40 protein-coding genes and 1 pseudogene are annotated in these 25,169 nt (G+C 40.7%); 38 read left to right on the forward strand and 3 right to left on the reverse strand.

Features of this window, described 5'->3' with window-relative positions; all coding sequences use genetic code 11:
* The first annotated feature begins 48 nt into the window (after positions 1–48).
* The 31 genes and pseudogenes from rpsS (at position 49) to rpsI (ending at position 16,419) form a co-directional block, all read left to right on the forward strand.
* Positions 49–327, forward strand: a complete 279-nt coding sequence (gene rpsS / locus ACSR9O_RS24965; protein WP_034305018.1) for a 30S ribosomal protein S19 — start codon at positions 49–51, stop codon at positions 325–327.
* A 17-nt stretch (positions 328–344) separates the two neighbouring features.
* Positions 345–686 carry a 50S ribosomal protein L22 gene (gene rplV, locus ACSR9O_RS24970; RefSeq protein ID WP_034305017.1) on the forward strand — a complete coding sequence of 114 codons (342 nt, stop codon included), beginning with the start codon at positions 345–347 and terminating at the stop codon, positions 684–686.
* A gap of 3 nt (positions 687–689) precedes the next feature.
* A complete protein-coding gene (gene rpsC / locus ACSR9O_RS24975; RefSeq protein WP_034305014.1) occupies positions 690–1,346 on the forward strand; it encodes a 30S ribosomal protein S3 in 657 nt (218 codons plus the stop codon).
* A 1-nt stretch (position 1,347) separates the two neighbouring features.
* Positions 1,348–1,782, forward strand: coding sequence for a 50S ribosomal protein L16 (gene rplP / locus ACSR9O_RS24980; RefSeq protein WP_034305012.1), 435 nt, complete (start codon positions 1,348–1,350; stop codon positions 1,780–1,782).
* The gene (rpmC, locus tag ACSR9O_RS24985) at positions 1,772–1,975 is read left to right on the forward strand and encodes a 50S ribosomal protein L29 (protein WP_034305010.1); all 204 of its coding nucleotides are present in this window, start codon (positions 1,772–1,774) and stop codon (positions 1,973–1,975) included. The genes rplP and rpmC overlap by 11 nt, the downstream gene beginning before the upstream one ends.
* An 18-nt stretch (positions 1,976–1,993) precedes the next feature.
* Positions 1,994–2,257, forward strand: coding sequence for a 30S ribosomal protein S17 (gene rpsQ / locus ACSR9O_RS24990; protein ID WP_034305007.1), 264 nt, complete (start codon positions 1,994–1,996; stop codon positions 2,255–2,257).
* A gap of 41 nt (positions 2,258–2,298) precedes the next feature.
* The gene (gene rplN / locus ACSR9O_RS24995) at positions 2,299–2,667 is read left to right on the forward strand and encodes a 50S ribosomal protein L14 (protein ID WP_034305005.1); all 369 of its coding nucleotides are present in this window, start codon (positions 2,299–2,301) and stop codon (positions 2,665–2,667) included.
* 43 nt (positions 2,668–2,710) lie between these two features.
* Positions 2,711–3,022, forward strand: a complete 312-nt coding sequence (gene rplX / locus ACSR9O_RS25000; RefSeq protein WP_034305002.1) for a 50S ribosomal protein L24 — start codon at positions 2,711–2,713, stop codon at positions 3,020–3,022.
* A 29-nt stretch (positions 3,023–3,051) separates the two neighbouring features.
* Positions 3,052–3,591 (forward strand): 50S ribosomal protein L5, encoded by a 540-nt coding sequence (rplE, locus tag ACSR9O_RS25005; RefSeq protein WP_034305000.1) that lies wholly within the window; start codon positions 3,052–3,054, stop codon positions 3,589–3,591.
* 25 nt (positions 3,592–3,616) lie between these two features.
* Positions 3,617–3,802, forward strand: coding sequence for a type Z 30S ribosomal protein S14 (locus tag ACSR9O_RS25010; RefSeq protein ID WP_034304998.1), 186 nt, complete (start codon positions 3,617–3,619; stop codon positions 3,800–3,802).
* 30 nt (positions 3,803–3,832) lie between these two features.
* Positions 3,833–4,231: a 30S ribosomal protein S8 gene (gene rpsH, locus ACSR9O_RS25015; RefSeq protein ID WP_034304995.1), complete on the forward strand. Its 399-nt coding sequence runs from the start codon at positions 3,833–3,835 to the stop codon at positions 4,229–4,231.
* Between the two features lie 30 nt (positions 4,232–4,261).
* Positions 4,262–4,798: a 50S ribosomal protein L6 gene (rplF, locus tag ACSR9O_RS25020; protein ID WP_137016892.1), complete on the forward strand. Its 537-nt coding sequence runs from the start codon at positions 4,262–4,264 to the stop codon at positions 4,796–4,798.
* A gap of 32 nt (positions 4,799–4,830) precedes the next feature.
* Positions 4,831–5,193, forward strand: a complete 363-nt coding sequence (rplR, locus tag ACSR9O_RS25025) for a 50S ribosomal protein L18 (RefSeq protein WP_101225873.1) — start codon at positions 4,831–4,833, stop codon at positions 5,191–5,193.
* A 22-nt stretch (positions 5,194–5,215) separates the two neighbouring features.
* The gene (gene rpsE, locus ACSR9O_RS25030; protein ID WP_034304987.1) at positions 5,216–5,716 is read left to right on the forward strand and encodes a 30S ribosomal protein S5; all 501 of its coding nucleotides are present in this window, start codon (positions 5,216–5,218) and stop codon (positions 5,714–5,716) included.
* 16 nt (positions 5,717–5,732) lie between these two features.
* Positions 5,733–5,915, forward strand: a complete 183-nt coding sequence (gene rpmD / locus ACSR9O_RS25035) for a 50S ribosomal protein L30 (RefSeq protein WP_034304984.1) — start codon at positions 5,733–5,735, stop codon at positions 5,913–5,915.
* A gap of 32 nt (positions 5,916–5,947) precedes the next feature.
* Positions 5,948–6,388 (forward strand): 50S ribosomal protein L15, encoded by a 441-nt coding sequence (gene rplO / locus ACSR9O_RS25040; protein ID WP_034304982.1) that lies wholly within the window; start codon positions 5,948–5,950, stop codon positions 6,386–6,388.
* Complete coding sequence (gene secY, locus ACSR9O_RS25045) at positions 6,388–7,683, forward strand: preprotein translocase subunit SecY (protein ID WP_034304981.1); 1,296 nt, start codon at positions 6,388–6,390, stop codon at positions 7,681–7,683. Before rplO ends, secY begins: the two co-directional genes overlap by 1 nt.
* Positions 7,684–7,741: 58 nt before the next feature.
* Positions 7,742–8,395, forward strand: coding sequence for an adenylate kinase (locus ACSR9O_RS25050; RefSeq protein ID WP_101225874.1), 654 nt, complete (start codon positions 7,742–7,744; stop codon positions 8,393–8,395).
* Positions 8,396–8,565: 170 nt separating this feature from the next.
* Positions 8,566–8,918, forward strand: a pseudogene (locus ACSR9O_RS25055) (M24 family metallopeptidase); the annotation flags it as partial.
* 42 nt (positions 8,919–8,960) lie between these two features.
* A complete protein-coding gene (infA, locus tag ACSR9O_RS25060; RefSeq protein ID WP_028390440.1) occupies positions 8,961–9,179 on the forward strand; it encodes a translation initiation factor IF-1 in 219 nt (72 codons plus the stop codon).
* A 40-nt stretch (positions 9,180–9,219) separates the two neighbouring features.
* The gene (rpmJ, locus tag ACSR9O_RS25065) at positions 9,220–9,333 is read left to right on the forward strand and encodes a 50S ribosomal protein L36 (RefSeq protein WP_003156543.1); all 114 of its coding nucleotides are present in this window, start codon (positions 9,220–9,222) and stop codon (positions 9,331–9,333) included.
* Between the two features lie 22 nt (positions 9,334–9,355).
* Entirely contained in the window at positions 9,356–9,721 is a 366-nt protein-coding gene (gene rpsM, locus ACSR9O_RS25070) for a 30S ribosomal protein S13 (protein ID WP_034304978.1), read from the forward strand.
* 22 nt (positions 9,722–9,743) lie between these two features.
* Positions 9,744–10,133 (forward strand): 30S ribosomal protein S11, encoded by a 390-nt coding sequence (gene rpsK / locus ACSR9O_RS25075; protein WP_028390438.1) that lies wholly within the window; start codon positions 9,744–9,746, stop codon positions 10,131–10,133.
* A gap of 177 nt (positions 10,134–10,310) precedes the next feature.
* Positions 10,311–11,255 (forward strand): DNA-directed RNA polymerase subunit alpha, encoded by a 945-nt coding sequence (locus ACSR9O_RS25080; protein WP_034304976.1) that lies wholly within the window; start codon positions 10,311–10,313, stop codon positions 11,253–11,255.
* A gap of 83 nt (positions 11,256–11,338) precedes the next feature.
* A complete protein-coding gene (rplQ, locus tag ACSR9O_RS25085; RefSeq protein WP_034304973.1) occupies positions 11,339–11,701 on the forward strand; it encodes a 50S ribosomal protein L17 in 363 nt (120 codons plus the stop codon).
* Between the two features lie 366 nt (positions 11,702–12,067).
* Complete coding sequence (locus tag ACSR9O_RS25090; RefSeq protein WP_101225875.1) at positions 12,068–12,907, forward strand: energy-coupling factor ABC transporter ATP-binding protein; 840 nt, start codon at positions 12,068–12,070, stop codon at positions 12,905–12,907.
* A complete protein-coding gene (locus ACSR9O_RS25095; protein ID WP_053537046.1) occupies positions 12,883–13,749 on the forward strand; it encodes an energy-coupling factor ABC transporter ATP-binding protein in 867 nt (288 codons plus the stop codon). Before ACSR9O_RS25090 ends, ACSR9O_RS25095 begins: the two co-directional genes overlap by 25 nt.
* Positions 13,749–14,546 carry an energy-coupling factor transporter transmembrane component T family protein gene (locus ACSR9O_RS25100; RefSeq protein ID WP_101225877.1) on the forward strand — a complete coding sequence of 266 codons (798 nt, stop codon included), beginning with the start codon at positions 13,749–13,751 and terminating at the stop codon, positions 14,544–14,546. Before ACSR9O_RS25095 ends, ACSR9O_RS25100 begins: the two co-directional genes overlap by 1 nt.
* A gap of 14 nt (positions 14,547–14,560) precedes the next feature.
* Positions 14,561–15,301, forward strand: a complete 741-nt coding sequence (gene truA / locus ACSR9O_RS25105; protein WP_230178747.1) for a tRNA pseudouridine(38-40) synthase TruA — start codon at positions 14,561–14,563, stop codon at positions 15,299–15,301.
* A 267-nt stretch (positions 15,302–15,568) separates the two neighbouring features.
* A complete protein-coding gene (rplM, locus tag ACSR9O_RS25110; protein ID WP_034304960.1) occupies positions 15,569–16,006 on the forward strand; it encodes a 50S ribosomal protein L13 in 438 nt (145 codons plus the stop codon).
* Between the two features lie 20 nt (positions 16,007–16,026).
* Entirely contained in the window at positions 16,027–16,419 is a 393-nt protein-coding gene (gene rpsI / locus ACSR9O_RS25115) for a 30S ribosomal protein S9 (RefSeq protein WP_034304957.1), read from the forward strand.
* A 142-nt stretch (positions 16,420–16,561) separates the two neighbouring features.
* Here rpsI and ACSR9O_RS25120 read toward each other — a convergent pair whose 3' ends face one another.
* A complete protein-coding gene (locus ACSR9O_RS25120; protein ID WP_260359322.1) occupies positions 16,562–18,031 on the reverse strand; it encodes a DHA2 family efflux MFS transporter permease subunit in 1,470 nt (489 codons plus the stop codon).
* Between the two features lie 155 nt (positions 18,032–18,186).
* Here ACSR9O_RS25120 and ACSR9O_RS25125 point away from each other — a divergent pair, with 155 nt between their 5' ends.
* The 5 genes from ACSR9O_RS25125 (at position 18,187) to ACSR9O_RS25145 (ending at position 22,347) form a co-directional block, all read left to right on the forward strand.
* On the forward strand, positions 18,187–18,735 hold the full coding sequence (locus ACSR9O_RS25125) for a TetR/AcrR family transcriptional regulator (RefSeq protein WP_101225880.1): 549 nt from the start codon (positions 18,187–18,189) through the stop codon (positions 18,733–18,735).
* A gap of 207 nt (positions 18,736–18,942) precedes the next feature.
* Positions 18,943–19,473: an ECF transporter S component gene (locus tag ACSR9O_RS25130; protein ID WP_101225881.1), complete on the forward strand. Its 531-nt coding sequence runs from the start codon at positions 18,943–18,945 to the stop codon at positions 19,471–19,473.
* A gap of 451 nt (positions 19,474–19,924) precedes the next feature.
* Entirely contained in the window at positions 19,925–20,350 is a 426-nt protein-coding gene (locus tag ACSR9O_RS25135; RefSeq protein WP_101225882.1) for a DUF2521 family protein, read from the forward strand.
* Between the two features lie 82 nt (positions 20,351–20,432).
* On the forward strand, positions 20,433–21,149 hold the full coding sequence (cwlD, locus tag ACSR9O_RS25140; RefSeq protein WP_101225883.1) for an N-acetylmuramoyl-L-alanine amidase CwlD: 717 nt from the start codon (positions 20,433–20,435) through the stop codon (positions 21,147–21,149).
* 139 nt (positions 21,150–21,288) lie between these two features.
* Positions 21,289–22,347 carry an Mrp/NBP35 family ATP-binding protein gene (locus ACSR9O_RS25145; protein ID WP_101225884.1) on the forward strand — a complete coding sequence of 353 codons (1,059 nt, stop codon included), beginning with the start codon at positions 21,289–21,291 and terminating at the stop codon, positions 22,345–22,347.
* A gap of 44 nt (positions 22,348–22,391) precedes the next feature.
* Here the strand turns inward: ACSR9O_RS25145 and gerD are convergent, their stop codons facing one another.
* Positions 22,392–22,952, reverse strand: a complete 561-nt coding sequence (gene gerD / locus ACSR9O_RS25150; RefSeq protein ID WP_101225885.1) for a spore germination lipoprotein GerD — start codon at positions 22,950–22,952, stop codon at positions 22,392–22,394.
* Between the two features lie 137 nt (positions 22,953–23,089).
* Here gerD and ACSR9O_RS25155 point away from each other — a divergent pair, with 137 nt between their 5' ends.
* Positions 23,090–23,770, forward strand: coding sequence for a KinB-signaling pathway activation protein (locus ACSR9O_RS25155; RefSeq protein WP_230178751.1), 681 nt, complete (start codon positions 23,090–23,092; stop codon positions 23,768–23,770).
* 93 nt (positions 23,771–23,863) lie between these two features.
* On the opposite strand, the gene pdaB is transcribed toward ACSR9O_RS25155, so the two are convergent.
* Positions 23,864–24,616, reverse strand: coding sequence for a polysaccharide deacetylase family sporulation protein PdaB (gene pdaB / locus ACSR9O_RS25160; protein WP_101225887.1), 753 nt, complete (start codon positions 24,614–24,616; stop codon positions 23,864–23,866).
* Positions 24,617–24,748: 132 nt separating this feature from the next.
* Between pdaB and ACSR9O_RS25165 the strand changes: the two genes are divergently transcribed.
* On the forward strand, positions 24,749–24,985 hold the full coding sequence (locus ACSR9O_RS25165) for a hypothetical protein (protein WP_101225888.1): 237 nt from the start codon (positions 24,749–24,751) through the stop codon (positions 24,983–24,985).
* Positions 24,986–25,169: the final 184 nt, after the last annotated feature.

Genomic DNA, 25,169 nt, shown 5'->3' on the forward strand with positions numbered 1-25,169 from the left:
ACGGTTCATATATAGAACCGTAGAACAGTCACGAAGGGAGGTACTCGCATGGGTCGTAGCTTAAAAAAAGGGCCTTTTGTTGATGATCATTTATTGGTAAAAGTTGAAAAATTAAATGAAGCTGACAAGAAACAGGTAGTAAAAACTTGGTCTCGTCGCTCAACAATCTTCCCGCAATTCATCGGACACACAATCGCCGTTTATGACGGTCGTAAGCATGTGCCGGTTTATGTAACAGAAGATATGGTAGGTCACAAACTAGGCGAATTCGCGCCTACACGCACTTATAAAGGTCACGCAAGTGATGACAAGAAAACAAGACGTTAATGAGAGGAGGGCATCTCATGCAAGCTAAAGCTGTCGCTAAAACAGTTCGTATTGCTCCTCGTAAAGTGCGTTTAGTCGCAGATTTAATTCGAGGAAAACAAGTAGGTGAAGCAGTAGCGATTCTTCGCTTAACACCAAAATCTGCTTCTCCAGTCGTAGAAAAAATTCTGAAATCTGCTATCGCAAATGCAGAACATAACTACGAAATGGATATTAATAACCTAGTCGTTTCAGAGGCATACGTTAACGAAGGACCAACATTAAAACGTTTCCGTCCTCGCGCTCAAGGTCGTGCGAGTGCAATTAACAAACGTACTAGTCATATTACAATCGTTGTATCAGAAAAGAAGGAGGGGTAATCTGTGGGTCAAAAGGTAAATCCAATCGGTATGCGTATCGGGATAATCCGTGACTGGGAATCCAAATGGTACGCTGATAAAGACTACGCAGTTCTTTTGCATGAAGACATCAAAGTTCGTGAATATATCGCGAAACGTCTAAATGATGCTTCTGTTTCAAAAGTTGAAATCGAGCGTGCAGCTAACCGTATCAATGTATCTGTCCACACTGCTAAACCAGGAATGGTTATCGGTAAAGGCGGTACTGAGGTCGAAGCACTTCGTAAAGCTTTGAACCAGTTGACTGGCAAAAGAGTTCATATCAATATCATCGAAATTAAAAGAGCAGATCTTGATGCAAAATTGGTTGCAGAAAACATCGCTCGTCAATTAGAAAACCGTGTTTCATTCCGTCGCGCTCAAAAGCAAGCTATCCAACGTACTATGCGTTCTGGAGCAAAAGGAATCAAAACTCAAGTTTCTGGTCGTCTTGGCGGTGCTGATATTGCTCGTGCTGAACATTACAGCGAAGGAACAGTTCCACTTCACACACTTCGTGCAGACATAGATTATGCTCATGCTGAAGCAGATACTACTTACGGTAAGCTAGGCGTGAAAGTTTGGATCTACCGTGGAGAAGTTCTTCCTACTAAGAAGAAATCTGAGGAAGGAGGAAAATAATATGTTATTGCCAAAACGCGTAAAATACCGTCGTGAACACCGCGGTAAGATGAGAGGGATGGCTAAAGGCGGCACTGAAGTTCATTTCGGAGAATTTGGACTTCAAGCTCAAGAAGCTTCCTGGATCACGAACCGTCAAATCGAAGCAGCTCGTATAGCGATGACTCGTTATATGAAACGTGGAGGGAAAGTTTGGATCAAAATCTTCCCAAGCAAACCTTACACAGCTAAGCCGCTTGAAGTACGGATGGGTTCCGGTAAAGGTGCTCCTGAAGGTTGGGTAGCAGTAGTTAAACCGGGCAAAGTTATGTTTGAAATCTCTGGTGTATCTGAAGAGGTGGCAAGAGAAGCATTGCGCCTTGCAGCACACAAACTTCCAATCAAATGCAAGTTTGTAAAAAGAGAGGAAATTGGTGGTGAAACAAATGAAAGCTAATGAAATCAAAGATCTAACCACTGCTGAAATTGAACAAAAACTAAAATCTCTTAAAGAAGAACTATTTAATCTTCGTTTCCAGTTAGCTACTGGACAACTTGAAAATACAGCTCGCATCCGTGAAGTTCGCAAATCGATTGCTCGTATGAAAACAGTTGTTCGTCAAAGAGAGATCGGTGTCACTAATCGATAATGAATGGAGGTTTGCAGAATGAGCGAACGCAACCAACGCAAAATCTACACTGGACGCGTAGTATCCGACAAAATGGATAAAACAGTTACAGTTGTTGTAGAAACCTATAAAAAGCATTCTTTATACGGTAAACGCGTTAAATACTCTAAAAAGTTAAAAGCTCATGACGAGCTAAACGAAGCTAAAGCAGGCGACGTAGTACGTATCATGGAAACTCGTCCACTTTCAGCTACAAAACGCTTCCGTCTTGTAGAAGTAGTAGAAAAAGCAGTAATCATTTAATATAGTTCGGATTAAGCTAATTCCGAAGGGAGGTACCGTACATGATTCAACAAGAATCTCGTTTAAAAGTCGCTGACAATTCAGGTGCTCGTGAAGTGCTAACAATTAAAGTCCTAGGTGGTTCTGGCCGTAAAACTGCAAACATCGGTGATATCATCGTTTGTACAGTTAAACAGGCAACACCAGGAGGCGTTGTTAAAAAAGGTGAAGTCGTTAAGGCTGTTGTTGTCCGTACAAAACGTGGTATGCGTCGTCCTGACGGTTCTTACATTCGTTTCGATGAAAACGCATGTGTAATTATCCGTGACGATAAGAGCCCACGTGGAACACGTATTTTTGGACCTGTTGCTCGTGAATTACGTGACAATAGCTTCATGAAGATCGTTTCTCTTGCTCCAGAAGTTCTATAATATGTAAAATTTGTATAAAGCCTTTCAAGGAGGTGCCAAGCTAATGCATGTTAAAAAAGGTGACAAAGTCGTAGTCATCTCTGGTAAGGACAAAGGCAAACAAGGAACAATTCTTTCTGCATATCCGAAACAAAATCGTGTGCTTGTTGAAGGAATTAACATCGTGAAAAAGCATTCCAAGCCATCTCAACTTAATCCACAAGGTGGAATTATAAGCAAAGAAGCTGCTATTCACGTATCCAATGTAATGCCACTTGATCCTAAATCAGGTAAACCGACTCGTGTTGGATATAAGATCGAAAATGGTAAAAAAGTACGCGTAGCTAAAATATCAGGTGAATCTTTAGATAAATAAGTCATAAATGAAGGGAGGTACACTAAGCAATGAGCCGCCTTAAAGAAAAATTCAGAAGTGAAATTACACCGTCATTGATGGGTAAATTCAACTATCAATCAGTAATGCAAGTACCAAACATTGAGAAAATCGTTATTAACATGGGTGTGGGTGACGCAGTTTCTAACTCGAAAGCTTTAGATACAGCTGTTGAAGAACTTACATTGATCACTGGTCAAAAACCAGTTATAACAAAAGCAAAAAAATCAATCGCAGGTTTCCGTTTGCGTGAAGGTATGCCTATCGGAGCGAAAGTTACATTACGTGGAGAGCGTATGTATCAATTCCTTGATAAGCTAGTATCTGTATCTTTACCGCGTGTACGTGATTTCCGCGGCGTTTCAAAGAAATCCTTTGACGGACGTGGGAACTATACATTAGGCGTTAAAGAACAACTTATCTTCCCTGAGATTGATTACGATAAAGTGAGCAAAGTTCGTGGTATGGACATCGTTATCGTAACGACTGCCAACACTGACGAAGAAGCTCGTGAACTACTTACTCAAGTTGGAATGCCGTTCCAAAAGTAATCTCTAAATAAAGGGAGGCGAAATCGTGGCTAAAAAGTCTATGATCGTAAAGCAAAAACGCGAACAGAAGTTTAAAGTACAAGAATATACACGTTGCGAACGTTGCGGACGTCCACATTCAGTACTACGTAAATTTAAACTTTGTCGTATTTGTTTCCGCGAACTTGCATATAAAGGACAAATTCCTGGCGTTAAAAAAGCTAGCTGGTAAAACCCGAGTTTGGGAAGGAGGTAAAATATAATGGTCATGACAGATCCTATTGCAGATATGCTTACTCGCATCCGTAATGCGAATATGGTTCGTCACGAAAAACTGGAAGTTCCTGCTTCAAAGATCAAAAAGGAAATTGCTGAGATCTTAAAAAGTGAAGGCTTCGTACGTGACTTTGAATTAATCGAAGACAACAAACAAGGTATCATCCGTATCTTCTTAAAATACGGTGCAAACAACGAACGTGTTATCACTGGTCTAAAACGTATCAGCAAACCTGGTTTGCGTGTATATGCAAAAACTGGAGAGGTACCACGCGTTCTTAACGGTTTAGGTATCGCAATTGTTTCTACTTCTCACGGAGTTTTAACAGACAAGGAAGCTCGCTCTAAACAAGTTGGCGGAGAAGTTTTAGCATACGTTTGGTAATACATTTTCACAAGAATGGAGGTGCACATTATGTCTCGTATAGGTAAAAAACCTATTGAAATCCCTGCAGGCGTAACAGTTACTGTTACTGGAAGTGAAGTAACTGTTAAAGGTCCTAAAGGTGAATTAACTAGATCATTCAGTCCTGACCTTTCAATCGTTGTTGAAGAGAACGTGTTAACTGTTACACGTCCGTCTGACGAGAAGACTCACCGTTCTTTACACGGTACTACTCGCGCACTTATCTCTAACATGGTTGAAGGTGTATCAACAGGTTTCGTAAAATCACTTGAACTTATTGGGGTTGGGTACCGTGCACAAAAGCAAGGTAACAAGCTTGTCCTTAACGTAGGATATTCCCACCCTGTAGAAATAGAGCCAGAAGCTGGCGTTGAAGTCGAAGTTCCTTCTAATACAAAAGTAATCGTAAAAGGTGCAAGCAAAGAACGTGTAGGAGCTCTAGCAGCTAATATCCGTGATGTTCGCCCGCCTGAACCGTATAAAGGTAAAGGTATCCGTTACGAAGGCGAATTCGTTCGTCGTAAAGAAGGTAAAACTGGTAAGTAATGCCGCATAAGTAAACGAAAGGAGTGACGTAAATGATTACGAAGCTTGATAAAAATGCTACTCGTCAGAAAAGACATGCGCGTGTACGTGCTAAGCTTTCTGGAACAGAAGCTCGTCCTCGTTTAAATGTGTTTCGTTCAAACAAACACATTTACGCACAATTAATTGACGATGCAAAAGGCGTAACATTGGCAAGTGCTTCAACTCTTGATAAAGAGATCAATATCGAAGCAGGTAGCAATGCTGAAGCAGCTCAAAAAGTTGGCGAACTTATTGCGAAACGTGCTGTTGAAAAAGGTTTCAAAGCTGTGGTATTTGACCGCGGTGGTTACCTCTTCCATGGTCGTGTAAAAGCATTGGCTGACGCTGCTCGTGAAAACGGCTTAGAATTTTAATGGATAAGGAGGGACATAACAGATGCGTAGCATTGATCCTAATAAATTAGAACTTGAAGAACGCGTAGTTACAGTTAATCGTGTAGCTAAAGTTGTTAAAGGCGGACGTCGTTTCCGTTTCACTGCACTAGTTGTAGTTGGTGATAAAAATGGTCATGTTGGATTTGGTACTGGTAAAGCTCAAGAAGTTCCGGATGCTATCCGTAAAGCTATTGAGGATGCTAAGAAAAATCTAATTACTGTACCGATGGTTGGTACTACTATTCCTCACCTTGTGAACGGTCGCTATGGCGCAGGTCACATTCTATTGAAACCAGCTTCTGAAGGTACAGGAGTAATTGCTGGTGGTCCTGTTCGTGCGGTACTTGAATTAGGCGGAGTTAGCGATATCTTGTCTAAATCACTAGGTACTAATACACCTATTAATATGGTTCGCGCAACAATTGAAGGATTGAAGCAATTGAAACGTGCTGAAGACGTAGCTAAGTTACGTGGAAAATCAGTACAAGAACTGTTAGGATAAGGAGGGAAATCGAATTATGGCTAATAAATTAGAAATCACCCTCACTCGCAGCTTGATTGGTCGTCCTGAAGATCAACGTGTTACAGTTAACACTTTGGGTTTACGCAAAATGCATCAAACGGTTGTTCAAGAAGATAACCCTGCGATTCGCGGTATGATTACCAAAGTTGCTCATCTTGTTACTGTAAAAGAACAATAAAATAATTTTTAACTTAACAAGGAGGTGCCAACATGAAACTTCATGAGTTAAAAGCTGCAGAAGGTTCTCGTAAAGAACGTAAACGTAAAGGTCGCGGTATTGGATCTGGTAACGGTAAAACAGCAGGTAAAGGACACAAAGGACAAAACGCTCGCTCCGGCGGCGGTGTGCGTCTTGGATTTGAAGGGGGTCAAACTCCTCTATTCAGACGTTTACCTAAACGTGGATTTACCAACATCAACCGTAAAGACTATGCTATCGTGAATCTTGATACGTTAAATCTTTTCGAAGACGGTACTGAAGTAACACCAGCTCTTTTACTTGAGACTGGGGTTGTAAGTAAAGAAAAAGCAGGAATCAAAATTCTTGCCAAAGGAAGCATTGAGAAAAAGCTTACTGTTAAAGCTCACAAATTCTCGTCTACTGCTAAAGAAGCTATCGAAGCTGCTGGCGGTAATACAGAGGTGATCTAATGTTTCGCACGATCTCCAATTTTATGCGCGTTGGTGAAATAAGGAATAAGATTATTTTTACCCTTCTAATGTTAATCGTCTATCGCATCGGTACATTTATACCTGTACCGCATGTGAATGCCGATTTTCTCGCTGAACAGGACCAGCTGAGCGTCATCGGTCTTTTAAATACCTTTGGCGGCGGAGCACTGCAAAACTTTTCGATTTTAGCGATGGGTATCATGCCTTACATCACGGCATCCATCATCGTTCAGCTGTTACAGATGGATGTTGTTCCTAAGTTCACTGAATGGTCTAAACAAGGGGAAGCAGGGCGCCGTAAATTAGCACAATTCACTCGTTACTTCACTATTATCCTAGGATTTATCCAAGCAGTTGGTATGTCTTATGGGTTCAATAATATGTCAGGTGGACAGTTGATTGAAAATCCTGGAATTGCAACATACTTGCTTATTGCGACTGTCTTAACGGCAGGAACAGCTTTTCTTCTGTGGTTAGGGGAGCTGATCACTGCTAAGGGTGTGGGTAATGGGATCTCCATCATTATCTTTGCTGGTATCGTAGCTAGTTTGCCAACTACGGCAAATCAGATTTACGCCCAACAATTTGAAAATGCCGGTGATCAATTATTCTTACGAATCATAACGATTATCCTCATTGTTTTAGCAGTATTAGCAATCGTGGTTGCTGTTATCTTCATTCAGCAGGCATTACGTAAAATTCCTATTCAGTATGCGAAACGTGCTGCGGTAGGTCGTACACAAATGGGTGGCCAGTCTACTCATTTACCATTGAAAGTAAATGCTGCGGGGGTTATTCCGGTAATCTTTGCAATGGCATTTATCATTACTCCCACTACAATCGCTTCTTTCTTTGGAAAGAACAGCGTGACTAGTTGGATATCAACAAATCTTGATTACACCAAGCCAATTGGTATGATCATATATGTTGCTCTTATCATTGCTTTTGCGTATTTTTATGCATTCATTCAGGTTAACCCTGAACAAATGGCTGAGAATTTGAAAAAGCAAGGTGGCTATGTGCCGGGGATTCGTCCAGGTAAGAGTACACAAGAATATTTAACACGTGTTTTATACCGTCTGACGTTTGTAGGCTCTATATTTTTAGCCATCATTGCCGTTTTACCGGTATTTTTCATTAAGCTTGCTGATCTTCCTCAATCTGCACAGATTGGTGGAACCAGTTTGCTGATCGTAGTGGGGGTTGCCCTTGATACGATGAAGCAGCTGGAATCACAACTTGTGAAGAGACACTATAAAGGCTTTATAAAGTAATGAGTTTTGGGAACGGCTTGTTCCCTTTACCCATTATAGAGTTTGAGGGGGAAGAAAATTGAATCTAGTGTTAATGGGTCTGCCGGGTGCTGGTAAGGGCACTCAAGCTGAACAAATCGTAGAAAAATATAATATCCCTCATATCTCTACTGGAGATATGTTCCGAACAGCTATCAAAGATGGAACAGAATTAGGTCTAAAGGCGAAATCATTCATGGACAAAGGCGAATTGGTACCTGATGAAGTTACCATTGGCATCGTACGCGAACGGTTAAGCAAGGAAGACTGTCTCAAAGGATTTTTGCTTGATGGATTTCCACGTACTGTGGCACAGGCAGAAGCACTTGAGGGCATTCTTACTGATTTAGATCGCAAAATGAATTTTGTCATTAATATCGATGTTGATAAAAGCATCTTAATGGAAAGATTGACAGGACGTCGTATTTGCAAATCTTGTGGTTCGACATACCATCTTGTATTCAATCCTCCTGCTAAAGATGATGTATGCGACCGTTGCGGCGGAGAATTATATCAACGTGCCGACGATAATGCAGAAACGGTTCAAAATCGCTTAGATGTGAATTTGAAACAAACCAAGCCACTTCTTGATTTCTACGGAGATAAAGGATACTTGGTGAACATTAACGGACAGCAAGATATTAATAAGGTATTTGAAGATATCGATGTGTTGCTTGGTGCTTTACAAAATTAATCATTCGTATTGATTTATGAAATTCATACCATTTTTCTAACTTACTAGTTAAACTTGGTGCATTCCTATAATACAAAGGGTATAATGGATTTCGCGAGAGCATTCGCACATTTATTAATCAGGTTCTTGTACTTGGTATTCCCTGAATTGGGCGATTACTTTTTAAGTGATCTTCATGGACATATCCGGTCGGCAAAATTGATGAAGAAATGCAGTGACTCTATTGGGATTCCTAAAGAGTCGTGATATAGAGGGTTGAAAGAAGCTATGTCAGGCGTGCGCCTTTCAAACATCTCCCATGCTATTCAAACCTATGTCGAGACTAATTGCTTCTCTATTTCGAGAGTATGTCGGTCACGGAATCGGTCAAGACTTACATGAGGACCCATAAAATCCTCATTTCGGTCCAACTGATAAAGGTCCTCAGTTAAAGCCTGGTTCTACAAAATGGTGAATACTTGATGCAGAATTGTAAGACTTATGAGGATGATTGGACTGTAGTAATGTTGACGGAAAGATGTGTACCTTTAATAGGTTCACGCATAGAGAAGGGAGAATCACTTTAATGGCGAAAGATGATGTAATTGAAGTAGAAGGCACAGTACAAGAGACTTTGCCAAATGCAATGTTTAAGGTAGAATTAGAAAATGGTCATACTGTTTTAGCTCATGTATCCGGTAAAATTCGTATGCACTTTATTCGCATTTTGCCTGGAGATAAAGTTACGGTTGAGCTTTCCCCGTATGATCTAACTCGCGGCAGAATCACATACCGGTTCAAATAATCCGGTTTCGCTCCGATCTGTATAAGGAGGTTAGATAGCAATGAAAGTCAGACCATCAGTCAAACCAATCTGCGAAAAGTGTAAAGTTATCCGCAGAAAAGGTAAAGTTATGGTTATTTGCGAAAACCCTAAACATAAACAAAAACAAGGCTAAATAGAAGGAGGTGCACTCAAGCATGGCACGTATTGCTGGAGTAGATATTCCCCGTGACAAACGTATTGTTATCTCATTAACATATATATATGGTATTGGAAAACAAACAGCGATCAAGATTCTTGCAGAAGCAGGCGTTTCTGAAGAAACTCGCGTTCGTGACTTAACGGAAGACGAATTGAACAAAATTCGTGATATCATTGACAAGCTTAAAGTAGAAGGCGACCTTCGTCGTGAAATCTCCCTAAACATCAAACGTTTAATGGAAATCGGTTCTTACCGTGGTTTACGTCACCGTCGTGGTCTTCCTGTCCGCGGTCAAAATACAAAAAACAATGCTCGTACGCGTAAAGGACCTCGTCGTACTGTAGCTAACAAGAAAAAATAATTAGTAAAGGAGGTTACTTTTCATGGCACGTAAAACTAATACACGTAAACGTCGTGTGAAAAAGAATATAGAAACTGGTATTGCACATATTCGTTCAACATTCAATAACACTATCGTTACGATCACTGACTCTCATGGTAATGCTATTTCTTGGTCAAGTGCTGGAGCTCTAGGATTCCGTGGATCTCGTAAATCCACTCCGTTCGCTGCACAAATGGCTGCTGAAACAGCTGCTAAAACATCAATTGAACATGGTATGAAAACTCTTGAAGTTACAGTTAAAGGACCTGGTGCTGGACGTGAGGCTGCTATTCGTGCACTTCAAGCTGCTGGCCTAGAAGTAACTGCAATTAAAGATGTAACTCCAGTTCCACATAACGGATGCCGTCCACCAAAACGTCGCCGTGTTTAATTTTTCTGTATAGATTTTGTATTCCTGTCAATAATGGGATATAATACTGAGTTTGCGTTCTTACAGAGGATTAATTTTCAGTTGTTGCGCACAGCGGGAACGTATACATGGGGAATTTCGGTTTAAGTGAATTCGTTTACTTGCCGGGGTTTTGACGTTTTGAAGGAGGGTTTATTGATGATCGAAATAGAAAAACCAAAAATCGAAACGGTTGAAATCAACGACGATACCAAATACGGTAAATTCGTCGTAGAGCCACTAGAGCGTGGGTATGGTACTACATTGGGTAACTCCTTACGTCGTATCCTTTTATCCTCACTCCCAGGTGCTGCTGTCACAGCTATACAAATTGATGGAGTGCTACATGAGTTCTCAACAATTGAAGGCGTCGTGGAAGATGTAACATCTATCATTCTTAATGTGAAAAAACTAGCTCTTAAGATTTACTCTGATGAAGAGAAGACGCTGGAAATTGACGTTCAAGGTGACGGAGTCATCACGGCTGCTGATATCACTCATGATAGTGATGTAGAAATTCTTAATCCGGATTTATATATTGCTACAATTGGTAAAAACGGTCATATGCGTATGCGTTTATCTGCACGTCGCGGCCGCGGCTACACTCCTGCTGTTCAAAACAAGAGAGAAGACCAGCCAATTGGTGTAATTCCAATCGATGCTCTTTACACTCCAGTTTCACGCGTATCTTTCCAAGTTGAAAATACACGTGTTGGACAGTTGTCTAACTTTGACAAGTTAACGTTCGATGTTTGGACTGATGGCAGTACTGGTCCGCAAGAAGCGGTAGCACTTGGAGCTAAGATTTTAACAGAGCATTTAAATATCTTTGTTGGTTTAACCGATGAAGCTCAAAATGCTGAAATCATGGTTGAAAAAGAAGAAGATCAAAAAGAAAAAGTTCTTGAGATGACGATCGAAGAATTAGACCTTTCTGTTCGTTCTTACAACTGCTTGAAACGTGCTGGAATCAATACCGTTCAAGAGCTAGCTCATAAAACGGAAGAAGATATGATGAAAGTACGTAATCTAGGACGTAAATCACTTGAAGAAGTGAAAGCGAAACTAGAAGAATTAGGCTTAGGTCTTCGTAAAGACGACTGATAACATGGCGGAATCAATCCATTATGTTGTGAGCCTTGTTATAGACACACAATATAGAACTTCAACAAAGGAGGGAATCTCTAATGGGTTACAGAAAGTTAGGACGCACTAGCGCACAACGTAAAGCATTACTTCGTGATTTAGCTACGGATCTTATTATCCATGAGCGCATTGAAACTACTGAAGCACGTGCAAAGGAATTACGTTCTGTAGTAGATAAAATGATCACTCTTGGTAAACGTGGTGACTTGCATGCACGCCGTCAAGCTGCATCTTTCATCCGTAACGAAATCGCTGACGCTGAGAATGGCACAGATGCCCTTCAAAAACTATTCAGTGACGTGGCTCCACGTTATGAAGAACGTCAAGGTGGATACACTCGTATCATGAAAGTTGGTCCACGCCGCGGTGACGGTGCACCAGTCGTGGTTATTGAATTAGTTTAATAACAACGATGAAAAAGGGCGGGACAAATGAATATACTCACTTGTTCTATGCCCTTTTTCTTTTTTTAAAATAGAAATTCTGTACTTTAGAAATTCGCATTGAGTGTTACGATGGCTGGCGGAACCTGTATCATGCAGGGAGCCTTCACGTCTAGCTCAAGCATCCCTTCCCGCTTTTGATAAGCGATTATAAGATAACCTGTTTTTCGTAACAGGCCCGCTATTAGCTGCTCTTAATTTACCGAAAATTCTTTCGGTGGAAGGGGTGCAGCGTTTTTTTATATTTTCAGAAGGAAAATTACTATATTTATATTGAGTGAGCAGAGTTTAGTTTAGACGAGTGCAGTCGAGAATGAGGAGGGCCACATGGTGAAGAAGCTGGTTTCTTTAAATAATATTGTTTTTAAATATGAGGGTCAGTCTCGAAACGCCTTGGATGATGTTTCTTTTGATATTCATCAGGGGGAGTGGCTTGCGATTGTCGGACATAATGGCTCTGGCAAGTCGACATTAGCGAAGCTACTGAATGGTCTTCAGTTCGCTAACTCAGGTACCATTACGATTAATGATCAACTTTTGACAGAAGAATCAGTTTGGGATGTACGCCAGAAAATTGGCATGGTTTTTCAAAACCCAGATAATCAATTTGTAGGCACTACAGTTCAGGATGATGTGGCTTTTGGTTTAGAAAACGCCGGTGTTTCTCAGCAGGTTATGGTGGAGCGTGTTCATGGTGCGTTAAATAAGGTTAAAATGAATGCCTTTCTTAATCAAGAGCCGCACCATCTATCCGGCGGTCAAAAGCAAAGAGTGGCAATAGCAGGTGTAATAGCCCTGCAGCCAGACATAATCATCTTAGATGAAGCAACCTCCATGCTTGACCCAAGAGGCCGTGAAGAAGTGCTTGAAACAGTTAGGGAATTAAAGCAGGAAAACGATATTACTGTCATATCAATAACCCATGATCTTGAGGAAGCTGCGAAAGCTGATCGAATGATAGTCATGAACCAAGGTCGGCTATATCGTGAAGGATCGCCTCAGGATATTTTTGAATTAGAGGAAGAATTGATTGCTCTTGGTCTGGATATTCCCTTTTCAGTGAAACTAACCAAGGAGTTACAAAAAAATGGTGTTCGTGTAGTTGATGGGCATTTGACAGAGGAAGAGTTGGTGAAGGATTTATGCGAATTACACTCGATGATGTAGAATACCGCTATCAGGTGAATACTCCTTTTGAACATCTAGCCCTGCATGATGTCAATATTTCAATGGAGCCGGGAACCTATACCGCAATCATCGGGCATACTGGGTCCGGGAAATCCACGCTACTGCAGCATTTAAATGCTCTTTTAAAACCGACGAAGGGTCGGGTTTTCATTGGGGATCGGACGATTGAAGCCGGACGAAAAGAAAAGGCTTTGCGGCCAATAAGACAAAAGGTCGGAATTGTTTTTCAGTTTCCGGAACATCAGTTATTTGATGAAACGGTTGAAAAGGATATATGTTTCGGTCCTATGAACTTTGGCGTTTCTGAAATTGATGCGAAGAAACTGGCCAGGAAAGCCATCGCGCAAGTCGGTTTGAATGAGGAAGTTCTTGAGAAATCTCCATTCGACTTATCCGGCGGACAAATGCGACGGGTGGCCATCGCTGGGGTCCTTGCCATGGAGCCGGAAGTATTGGTGCTTGACGAGCCTACAGCGGGTCTGGATCCGCGAGGACGTAAAGAAATCATGGATATGTTTTATGATCTGCATAAAGCAAGAGGCATTTCAACGATTCTGGTGACTCATAGCATGGAGGATGCAGCCAAGTACGCGGATGACATCATTATCATGCATAAGGGTACGGTGTTCAAAAAAGGAACCCCCCAGGAAATTTTCTCGGAGCCGGAACAATTAATGGAGCTTGGTCTGGATGTTCCTGATACGGTCCGTTTTCAACTAAAGCTCCAGAAGGAACTTGGTGTTCGATTTGATCACCCATGTCTTAATATCGGTGATTTGGCGATAGAAATAGATAAAGCCATGAAACGGGGGAACCGCTGATGCTGGATAAAATGATTATCGGGCGTTATGTCCCTGCAAATTCACTGATTCACAAGATGGATCCAAGGGCTAAATTGCTCCTCGTGTTCCTGTTTGTTTGTGTCGTCTTTTTGGCGAATAATGTCGTTTCTTACGGTTTGCTTGCTGTATTCACCATCCTATTGATCATTCTTTCCAAAATACCGCTTCGTTATCTTTACAATGGGTTAAAACCAATCTTTTTCTTGATCGTATTTACATTCCTTCTCCATATATTTTTTACGAAAGAAGGGGATTTGCTTTTTGAATACGGTTGGTTTGAAATCTATGAAGGCGGTCTGATTCAAGGTTTTTTCATATCAGTAAGATTTACTTTATTAATCCTTGTTACGTCACTTTTAACTTTGACGACATCCCCGATATCCATTACAGATGGGATGGAAGAGCTGTTGGGGCCCTTGAAAAAGTGGAAGATGCCTGTACATGAACTGGCATTGATGATGTCCATTGCCCTTCGTTTCATTCCAACGCTAATGGAGGAAACGGAAAAAATCATGAAGGCTCAAACTGCAAGGGGCGTTGACTTTTCATCTGGCCCGATAAAGGACAGGGTTAAATCGATTGTACCGCTGCTTGTTCCTTTATTTGTTAGTTCGTTCAAACGGGCTGAGGAATTGGCAACTGCCATGGAATCAAGAGGATACCGTGGCGGGGAAGGCCGCACGAAATATCGCCAATTGAACTGGAAGATGAGTGATAGTCTTTTGATGGTCTCAATCGGTGTTCTTACGGTCATGTTATTTTTATTACGTTCATAATAAGGAAGAGAACTATGCCAAAATATAAATGTGTGATCGCTTATGACGGCACGGATTTTGCTGGTTATCAGGTGCAGCCTGAGAAGCGCACCATACAAAGTGAATTCGAGGCAGTCTTGGCCCAAATGCATAAAGGCACAATCATAAAAGTGACTGCTTCTGGCAGGACAGATTCAGGGGTCCATGCAAAGGGGCAGGTACTTCACTTTGAATCGCCCCTTACATTCCCTACGGAAAATTGGGTAAAGGCGTTCAGCGCCCTTCTTCCGACGGATATCATCGTTCTGGAAGTCGACATCGTGCCTGACGATTTTCATGCAAGGTTCCATACAACTGGGAAAGAGTACCGTTATATCATAGCCCGCTCTAAACTGCGGGATCCGTTCCAGCGAAATTACGCTTATCATTATCCCTACCCATTAGATGGGGAGGCGATGAGGGAAGCAATCTCCTACTTGATCGGGACACATGACTTTACAAGTTTTTGTTCGGCTAAAACGGAAGTGGTCGATAAAGTTCGAACGATACAAGTGATGGATTTTGAAGAGAGCGATGGTTACATGGTTTTCCGCTTCGTTGGCGAAGGTTTTTTGTATAACATGGTGCGTATCTTGGTTGGGACGCTCCTGGATGTCGGCAGCGGCAAGATGTCACCCCATGATATGAGCGGGATTTTGGCCAAAAAGGACCGCAGTTTTGCAGGGAAAACAGCACCAGCCCAAGGCTTATATTTATGGAAAGTTTTTTACAAATAAAATTATTTTCGAAGTGATACCAGTTTTTTTACAACTGGGAAACGAGATGAACTCAGTAATGGAGCGGTTTGACGCTACACTGACCTTTTTATGGAGTTGCAGAGAGTGTTTTATAGACAACTTATCCTAGTGTAACATTCCCTTGACAATGAATCTGGGAGAAGTTAATATAATATGGTATGTATTTTAATCCCACGATAAGCCCCGGAAGTTTATTGTGATTGAAAATAAATATAAAAAATTAAAAAGTTTTTTAGGAGGTTAACCATGCGTACGACATTTATGGCGAAAGCTAATGAAGTAGAACGTAAATGGTATGTGATTGACGCTGAAGGCAAAACTTTGGGTCGCCTTTCTACTGAAGTAGCATCCATCTTACGTGGTAAACATAAACCAACTTTTACACCGAACATTGACACTGGTGATCATGTAATTCTAATCAATGTTGAAAAAATCCACTTGACTGGTAAAAAATTGACTGACAAAATTTATTACCGTCACACTATGCATCCAGGCGGTCTTAAAACTAGAACTGCTCTTGAAATGCGTACAAACTACCCTGAGAGAATGCTTGAACTTGCTATCAAAGGTATGCTTCCAAAGAATTCTCTTGGTCGTCAAATCTACAAAAAATTACACGTATACGCTGGAGCTGAGCACCCACACGCTGCTCAACAACCAGAAGTATACGAATTACGCGGATAATTACTAAGGAGGTTACTATCTTGGCACAAGTTCAATATTATGGTACTGGTCGCCGTAAGAGCTCAGTAGCTCGTGTACGTTTAGTACCAGGCGAAGGTCGCATCGTTATTAACGGTCGTGACATCAATGAATATATTCCTTTCGCAGCATTACGTGAAGTTGTAAACCAACCACTAGTTGCAACAGAAACTACTGGAAATTACGACGTTCTAGTAAACGTTAGCGGTGGTGGATACACTGGTCAAGCTGGAGCAATCCGTCACGGTATCGCTCGTGCATTGCTTCAAGTTGATCCAGAATACCGTCCATCTCTTAAAACTGCTGGTTTACTAACTCGTGACCCACGTATGAAAGAGCGTAAAAAATACGGTCTTAAAGGCGCACGTCGTGCACCTCAGTTCTCAAAACGTTAATTCTATTACCGTTTCAAAGACTCTCAACCATTTCGGTTGGGAGTCTTTTTTTATGCCCGGAAAAGTGTGTCACTGGAAATATTAAAAAGCATATCTGGGATCTCCCGGATATGCTTTATTTTAAATACTCCATTTAATAATTTTAGTTATGAGATTCACCTTGGCTTTTTTTGATTACGGCCTTTCCCGGCATGAAGCATGCAAAAATTAATGCCACAAAAGATAAGATTAACATGAAAACATAGGCATCACTTGAGCCAAAGATGGAAGCTAATGCCTTTAGTTGAATAGCTGAAATATTTTCATTTTTCATTGATAGCTCAGAGGCATGCGAAGTTGCCTGCATTGTATACACTGTGATGACAACTGCCGTTCCAATAGCACCTGACAATTGGCGAATGGTATTATTTACAGCTGAACCATGGGAACCCAATTCTCTTGGTAAAGCATTCAACCCTGCTGTATTTAATGGCATGGTAATAAAGCTCAAGCCAATTCGTAATATAATGGTACGAACCATTAAATAGCTATAGGTTGTGGATTCGTTTATATCTATGACTCCCCACATCGAAACAATGATAAATACCAAACCTGTAATAAAGAGCGGTTTAGCACCATATTTATCATACATTTTACCTGTGACAGGGGATAAGAAGGCATTAATCACAGCTCCAGGTAATAACAGTAAACCTGCTTCAAATGCTGTAAAACCTCTTCCGTTTTGCAAGTAAATGGGTAAAAGAATTAAATCAGCATACATGATCATCGTAATTAGTACATTGATGAAAGATGTGAGAGTGAAAATTTTATAATTGAATACAGATAAATTTAATAATGGATCGCTGGATTTCATTTGTCGTAAACAGAATAGAGTCGACACGATCATTCCGACGAGTATTGCAGTAATGACAACGGGATCATCCCATCCCTTGCTTCCTGCGCTACTAAATCCAAATAATACACAGCCAAAACCAATCGTCGATAAAGTGACACTTATGATATCCAATTTTGCTTTTGTTGTCTCGGCAACATTCATTAAATATTTGAACGCTAGAACTATGACGATTAATATAAATGGCATTAACCCAATAAATAGCCATCTCCATGAAACATATTCAATGATAAAACCAGATAATGTAGGGGCTATGGCTGGAGCGAAAATCATCGCAAAGCCAATTGTCCCCATAATGCTTCCACGCTTTTCGCTAGGATATAAATATAAAATAACTGTCATCATTAGAGGCATAATAATCCCGGCACCAATTGCCTGAATCATTCTTCCCGTTAACAGCACACCAAAATTCCCTGCACATGCACAAAGTAAAGATCCGATGAGCAAAAAGAACATCGAGCTAATAAATAGCTGCCTTGTTGTAAACCGTTTCATTAAAAAGGCAGTAATCGGCACTAACACACCATTCACTAGCATAAATCCTGTTGATAGCCATTGTACAGTTGCGGCCGTTACATGAAATACATCCATTAAACCACTCAATGCAACATTTAATAGTGTCTGATTTAATGTTGATAAAAAACACCCAGCGATCAATACAATTAATAAAACTTTTTTATTTCCTTCCGTTATGTCCACTTCTGTCGACAACCCCTTCATTTTTGACTTGCATTCTCAACACCGTGTCGATAAAATCGATGGTAACAAAAAAATATGTTGCTTACCATGAACAGTTTTCTTGAAAATGTTCACTAATCGACATAGAAATATATGCTGTTGAGAAAGTCAGGGAAAAAACTATAAAGGAGTTAAAAATGTCTATACCAAAAAAAGAAGATCCTCGTACAATTCGGTCAAGGGAAATGTTTAAGGACGCTGTCATTGCTCTCTTACGCGAGGACCCCATAATTTCAAATTTAACGGTTCAGAAAATCGCAGACAAAGCAGGATTAAATCGGACAACATTTTACCTGCATTATCAGGATATTCAAGATTTACTAACGCAAATCACCGATGAGATTTTAAATGAGCTTTCCGATAAAATTTTTGCTTTAATACATGCAAAAGATTTATCAGAAAAACAACAGCTAACACAATTGCTTGATTATTTATATATTCATCGGGATTATTTACTTATTTTATTTAAAACGAATCAGTTTGAGGACCAGTTGTTTTCATTGTTAAAGCAATTAGTAGAAATTAGAAGGAAGAATACCAAAAAGGATCTACCTGCTGAATATGTTGACATTGACATTAAAACAGCCTCATTGGTAGGCATTATAATATGGTGGTTAAGAAAGGGGCTTCATTTTAGTTCAGATTATATTGCCAATCAAATATATTTAATGTACAAGGTGCAATGATGTTGGGGGTGTTCTTTGTCCGGAAAAAGATTTGTTCATTTTCAGCATCAGATCCAAGTAAAGGGCCGCGGCGGCGTTGGTGACGGGTGTGTTCCATTTGTTTACACTTGAGTTTATTTATGTAATACAGAATTTTTTGTAAAATCCATATTTATTAAGTTCCTGTTTAGGAGTATGATAATACTTAAAAAAGAAAGAGGACTTCATATGAATTCAACATACTCACCAATTGAAACAACTAAAACAAAAGCCTTGGTCATCAATGCGCTATTCATTGCATTAACTCTTGTAGCGACAATGTTCATCAACATCAAGCTTCCAATAATGGGTAACGGCGGCCTGATCCATCTTGGTAACGTTCCCCTTTTTATAGCAGCCTTGGTATATGGCAAAAAAACAGGAGCGATAGCAGGCGCCTTCGGTATGGCCTTCTTCGACCTTTTCTCTGGTTGGGCAGCGTGGGCACCGTTTACATTCGTCATCGTAGGTACAATGGGCTTTCTAGCCGGCCTTATATCCGAAAAGGTACCAGGCAAAAGAGAATGGGTATACACTATGGCCGTTGCCGTTGCATTGGTTATAAAAATCGTCGGCTACTATTTTGTCGAAGTTATTCTTTATGGTAACTGGATACAGCCATTTGGCTCCATCCCCGGAAACGTGATGCAGGTCGTAATAGCCGGTATAATTGTAGTGCCGCTTGCTGGTAGATTAAAGAAAAGAGCTGGACAGATATAAAGTAAAACATGGGAAACCATTTCAAAACATTGTGTAGGCGCCACCGATTGAATTTAGGACAGTTTAAAAGTTATATCAAAGGACATCCGTTTACCATGGATGTCCTTTTATCTTAATAGATCTCAAATAGTATTGATCAAGGTTCAAAGAGACACACGCAGTGAGCGACCCAAGTCGACAAGGTCAGCCTCGGGTAGCGGCCTGAGTGGCGAGTTATGGGTGATAGTTCCGAGTTTTCTGCCATTAAACATCATCCGAAATGTTCAGTTTGCCCTTTGACCATGGAAGATAGCATTTTGCATATCGATACGCATTATTAAATTACTTGCCAAACCTATCCTTATTATTTTTTGCCAATGGAATAAATGAATGGTTCAAAATAGAAGGCTAAAACTAAATTATGTCTTGGGAAATAATTATGGGAAATGGGGAATTGCCCCGGAGGTGAATTATGGCTGTGATATTAGGTTTACAGGAGATGCAAAGGGAAAGGCAATTGAAGTTCGAACGCAGGCTGCTCAGGGAACTTTCTATCGAGGATATGAAGGGAAGGATTCAGCGTTACTTCGGACAGGACTTGATGGATGTTTTGGAGGAGGGCTACTTTGATGTTGCCATCGAGGCTTATTTATTAGGAGCCAACTATAGTAAGTTTGGCTATTATGGTGAGTCGGAAGAAGATGTTAGGTCCAGGTGCTGGAAGGAAGAGAAATTTTTGGTGGATACTCTTTTTAACTTCATTTTGTATTGGCGGGAAGTTACGGCGAATAATGCTTTTGATGAGGGTTTGTTTTATTGCTGTGAAGGATTTGTAGGGGATTGGTGGCTGGACGGCTTTAAGACTGGTGAAAAACGATATAAAATGAAACTGCATTAGGAAGGCAAATTCCCATTCCATGTTCTATTTCCATGGTTTGTCCCATACTTTTTAGTAGAGAGATCATGGAAGGGGAACGGTCATGCGCAGAAAGCTGAAATATACAGGAATCGCTATGGGATTGTTTGTCCTTTTTTTAATTGTAACTTTTAAATTTGTTGAAGATGATTCTTGGGACTCCTGGAACCTTCCGTTGGCAGGTAAGGTCATCATTCTGGATGCAGGTCACGGAGGAATGGACGGCGGGGCAAATGTACAAGAGATTATGGAAAAGGAAATTGCCCTTTCCGTTTCATTAAAGGTCAGGGACTATTTGCAGGAACAGGGTGCCCTTGTCATCATGACCCGTGAGAAAGATGAGGATTTGGCACAGGGAAATACAAAGGGGATCCGCCAGCGAAAACAGGAGGACTTACGGAATCGGGTTGAAATGATCAATGATTCGGAAGCGGACTTATTCTTAAGCATTCATTTGAACTCTTTTCCATCAGCGTCATCGAAAGGTGCCCAGACCTTTTATACAAGCAGGTTTGAAGAAAATGAACAGGTGGCAAAATTCATTCAGACTGAAATCATCAGGAACCTGGAAAATACAAAGCGTGATGCAAAAACGATTAATCATGTGTATTTGATGAATTATGCTAAGAAGCCGGGAGCGCTTGTGGAAATTGGCTTTCTTTCCAATACCGAGGAAAGGGAACGCCTTGTCAGTGATAAGTATCAAGAAAAGGTTGCCAGCTCGATTTATATGGGGATTTTACGGTACTTTACAGAGGGAAAACTATCAGAAGAAAAGTGATGTCTGGGTCTTGTAAGGTACAAGGCCTCTTTATTATGGGAAAATAATCAGGTTTCTCATGCGGGGCAGATAATAATCTTTCTTTCCGTAATATGTTATACTGAAAAATGGGAAAATAAAATTCAAAGGGGTGCTCGACTTGCTAACAGAAGAGAAAGTACTGAATTTATTAAAGGATCTTAAAGACCCTTTTCTACATAAAAACCTTGAAGAGACAAATGGAATTATAGAAATCAAAATAAAACCTGAAAAGAATCATGTAAGCGTTAAACTTGCGATTGCGAAAACGGGGACCGCCGAGCAAATGCAAATGCAATCGGAAGTTGTGGACTTACTGAAAACGAACGGAGCGGAATCGGTAGGCATCCGTTTCGCGGAGCTTTCTGAAGAGGAGTTAGCCAAGCACCGTGAAAGCATTCCTCAGGATGAAGCGGACCAAGGCTTGCTTGGCCCTAACAGCAAGACACAATTCATCGCGATCGCCAGCGGTAAAGGCGGAGTGGGAAAATCTACGATTTCAGTGAATTTCGCCACTTCACTTGCTCGTTTAGGTAAAAAGGTCGGACTGGTTGATGCCGATATTTATGGATTCAGCGTACCTGATATGATGGGGATAACAAAAAGACCTGTTGTTCGCGGGGAAAAAATCATTCCTGTAGAACGGTTTGGCGTTCAAGTTATCTCAATGGGCTTTTTTGTAGAGGATAACGCGCCGATCATATGGAGAGGGCCAATGCTGGGGAAAATGCTCAACAGTTTCTTTAATGAAGTGGAATGGGGAGATTTGGACTATTTGGTCCTTGACTTACCGCCGGGTACAGGCGATGTTGCTTTGGACGTTCATACGATGCTCCCATCATGTAAAGAAATCATCGTTACGACACCGCATCCGACTGCAGCCTTCGTTGCTGCAAGAGCTGGAGCCATGGCCATCAAGACAGAACACGAAGTCATTGGTGTCATAGAGAACATGTCATTCTTCGAAAGTAAAACGACGGGTGAAAAAGAATATGTCTTCGGAAAAGGCGGCGGAGAGAAGCTTGCAGAAGAGCTTCGTACAGAAGTTTTAGGTCAACTTCCCCTGCAACAGCCGGATTGGAACGAAGAGGACTTTGCTCCATCCATTTACGCAGCGGACCATAGGCTCGGCAGGATTTACGAAGATATTGCTAAGAAAGTCATTGAAAAACTACAATAAAAATAAGGCTGATTCCGATTGGAATCAGCCTTATTTCATTCTTTTTACTTTTTCTCCTTCTCAGCCGCTTTAGTGGCTGCTTTATCCAATTTCTCTTGCATTTTAGCCTGGACGAGAGGACTCTCCATGGTTTCGATGATCAGCTCTTTGTAGACCGACCGCATCTCCTTGGTTTTTAATAACTTATTCATTTCTTTTTCCATATCCGGTTCTTTCATTATTTCCATGAGCATTCCACGATACTGAGGATCGGCAGTTAAGTCCTTCAATACCTTTTTATGTTCGTCTTCTAATGCTTTAGCATACGCGGAAGCGAATTCGGGATCATTAAATGTCTTTTTCCAAAATTCCTTCCCTTTATCTGAAGTGACCATATCTTCAATGGATTTCTTAATGTCATCCGAATCCATAATAAGTTCAGCTTTCGTTTTGTCGTCAGTAATGATATCCTGGATGGCTTTTTTTCCATCATCTGTTTTCAAGATATCTACGACCATCTTCTTTGTCTCTTCATACTCCATTTTTTCTGCGCCTGCTCCATTTTGAGCACAACCGGAACAAACGAGTAAGAATGACGTGAAAAGCAAAGCAACTCCCACTCTCATACGCAGGGCCCCTTTCATCCTTCTTACTGTTAATATGGTTCCAATCGGCGATATTATTCCTTGGTGGAATAAGTGGATTTTTCCAAATTTGGTTGGTACAATTAAGGAAATGAAATAGAAATGTATGGAGGAAAACAATGAACAGCCGTAATTTAGTTAAATTGTTTTTAACAACATTGCTTATAGGTGGTGTAACGGGCGGAGTTGTAGGTTTCTTGGCCCGGTGGAATGAGTTTAAGCCTTATTTCTCTTCTTTTGATGCCAGTGCCATCCTATCAACTTTTATTTGGTTATTCGGTGTTGGATTAATTTTCAGTGTCATAAGCCAAGCTGGCTTTTTTGCCTATTTAACGATACATCGTTTTGGTCTCGGAATATTTAAAAGCGCTTCCTTATGGAATGCCGTTCAACTTGTACTCATTCTTTTTGTTGTTTTCGATCTTGTTTACCTGCGATACCTTAGCTTTGGTTCAGGCGAGGGGATCAGTTCCTACATCGTGTTAGCATTGGTTGTATTGGCCTCGGGGCTTGTTACAGCTTATTTCAAAATGAAACAAACGAATAAACAGTCATTCATCCCGGCTTTGTTTTTCATGGTCGTGTTCACGGTGTTGGAGTGGATACCTGTCCTAAGTGCCAATGATGAAAGCTGGCTTTACTTCATGCTGTTTCCATTGCTGGTCTGCAATGCTTATCAATTATTGGTCCTGAGCAAATTGATTGAAATTTCACAAAAGGAATTGGCCAGTAAAAGAGGGCGTAAGCAAACTCCGGCAAATGGAAAGATGAAAGCCGGTGAACTTGGTGAAGGCAGATAACCTATATGTATGCCGGGCCATACTTGAGGAAGTCAAAACATAAAAACTGCGTACTAAAGGTTCAAGGAGACCATTAGTACGCAGTTTTTTCAGTTAGCGAATTTCCTCACTGCTTGCTGATGAATTGGAAATCATCTCTGAAACGTTAACGAAGTTTAAATTTTTTGTTCGAAGTTCACTTATTAACTCCGGTAAAGCCTTATTCGTTTGTTTTGCTGAGTCTGAAGCATGTAATAAGATGATATCACCCTTTTGGGCCTTGGTGATGTTCTGTACGATCCGGTCCACACCCGGATTGGTCCAATCCTTTGAATCGATGCTCCAATGGACAACGGTGTATCCGAATTTCTCGCTGATCTTTAAAAGGCGTTTATCAAAGTGTCCGGTGGGAGCGCGTAAAAGTTCTATATTCTTTATATTAAGTTTTTTAAATGCTTCCTGGGCTTTAGAAATATCCCGGATGATTTCCTGATCTTCCATTTCGGAATAATCCTTATAATCGTAACCGAGGATGCCGATTTCATATCCTTCTTTCACAATTTCCGCTACTATGTCAGGATGACGTTCAGCCCAGGATCCCGAGAGGAAAAATGTGGCGGATTTAATCTCTTCCCTTTTTAATGTTTCTATTATCGGAGCGGCTTTCTCATCACCCCAGCCGATATTGAACGTGATCGCAACATTCTTTTCCCCTTTATAAACAGCTTTCGGCCCATCATCTGTAGAAAAAACGGGAGCATGAAGAATGTTTTGTACAAAAAGGAACCAAGCGGTAAAAAGTGCCGTAAGTAATATTAACGAATAATATTTGATCTTCTTGGCTTGAAGCACCATGAAAAATTTCATTAATCCATCCCCTTGTCCAAAGTACTCTTGTCTTCAAATTTATGCGAGAGGATTATTGTTATGCAAAAAAGTCAGTTGAAAATTCATAAAAATGCTGGCAATGGGGAATGCTGTCTGATGGAGGTGTGAACCATGCTCGGTTTATTGATTAATGACAAGGAAAAGATGGAATTGGAGTACCTTTTAAAAAGAGAGATGGATGAAATACTATTCGATCTGCAGGATGACAGAATCGATCACTTGGTCAAAAGGGCTATAAACGAGAAATATAACATCCTTTTCAGACTGTTTAAAAGGGTGAGCACCGAGGAGGAATGCCTAATCTATATGAGGGGAAAAAAGAATTTGTCCAAGTGGAATCAGTCATGAGATTCAAAAGTGAATTATATTCAAAAAATCTATTGACTATTGATTTATACGCTGGTATATTATAAAAGTTGCTGCAACGTAAAAGCTTTTGAAAAAGAACGAAAAAACTTTTTTTAAAAAAGTTGTTGACGAAGTAGTAATAAGATGTTAAGATATTAAAGTCGCTAAGAGATGCGGCGAACAA

The sequence above is a fragment of the Peribacillus sp. B65 genome (assembly GCF_058513295.1).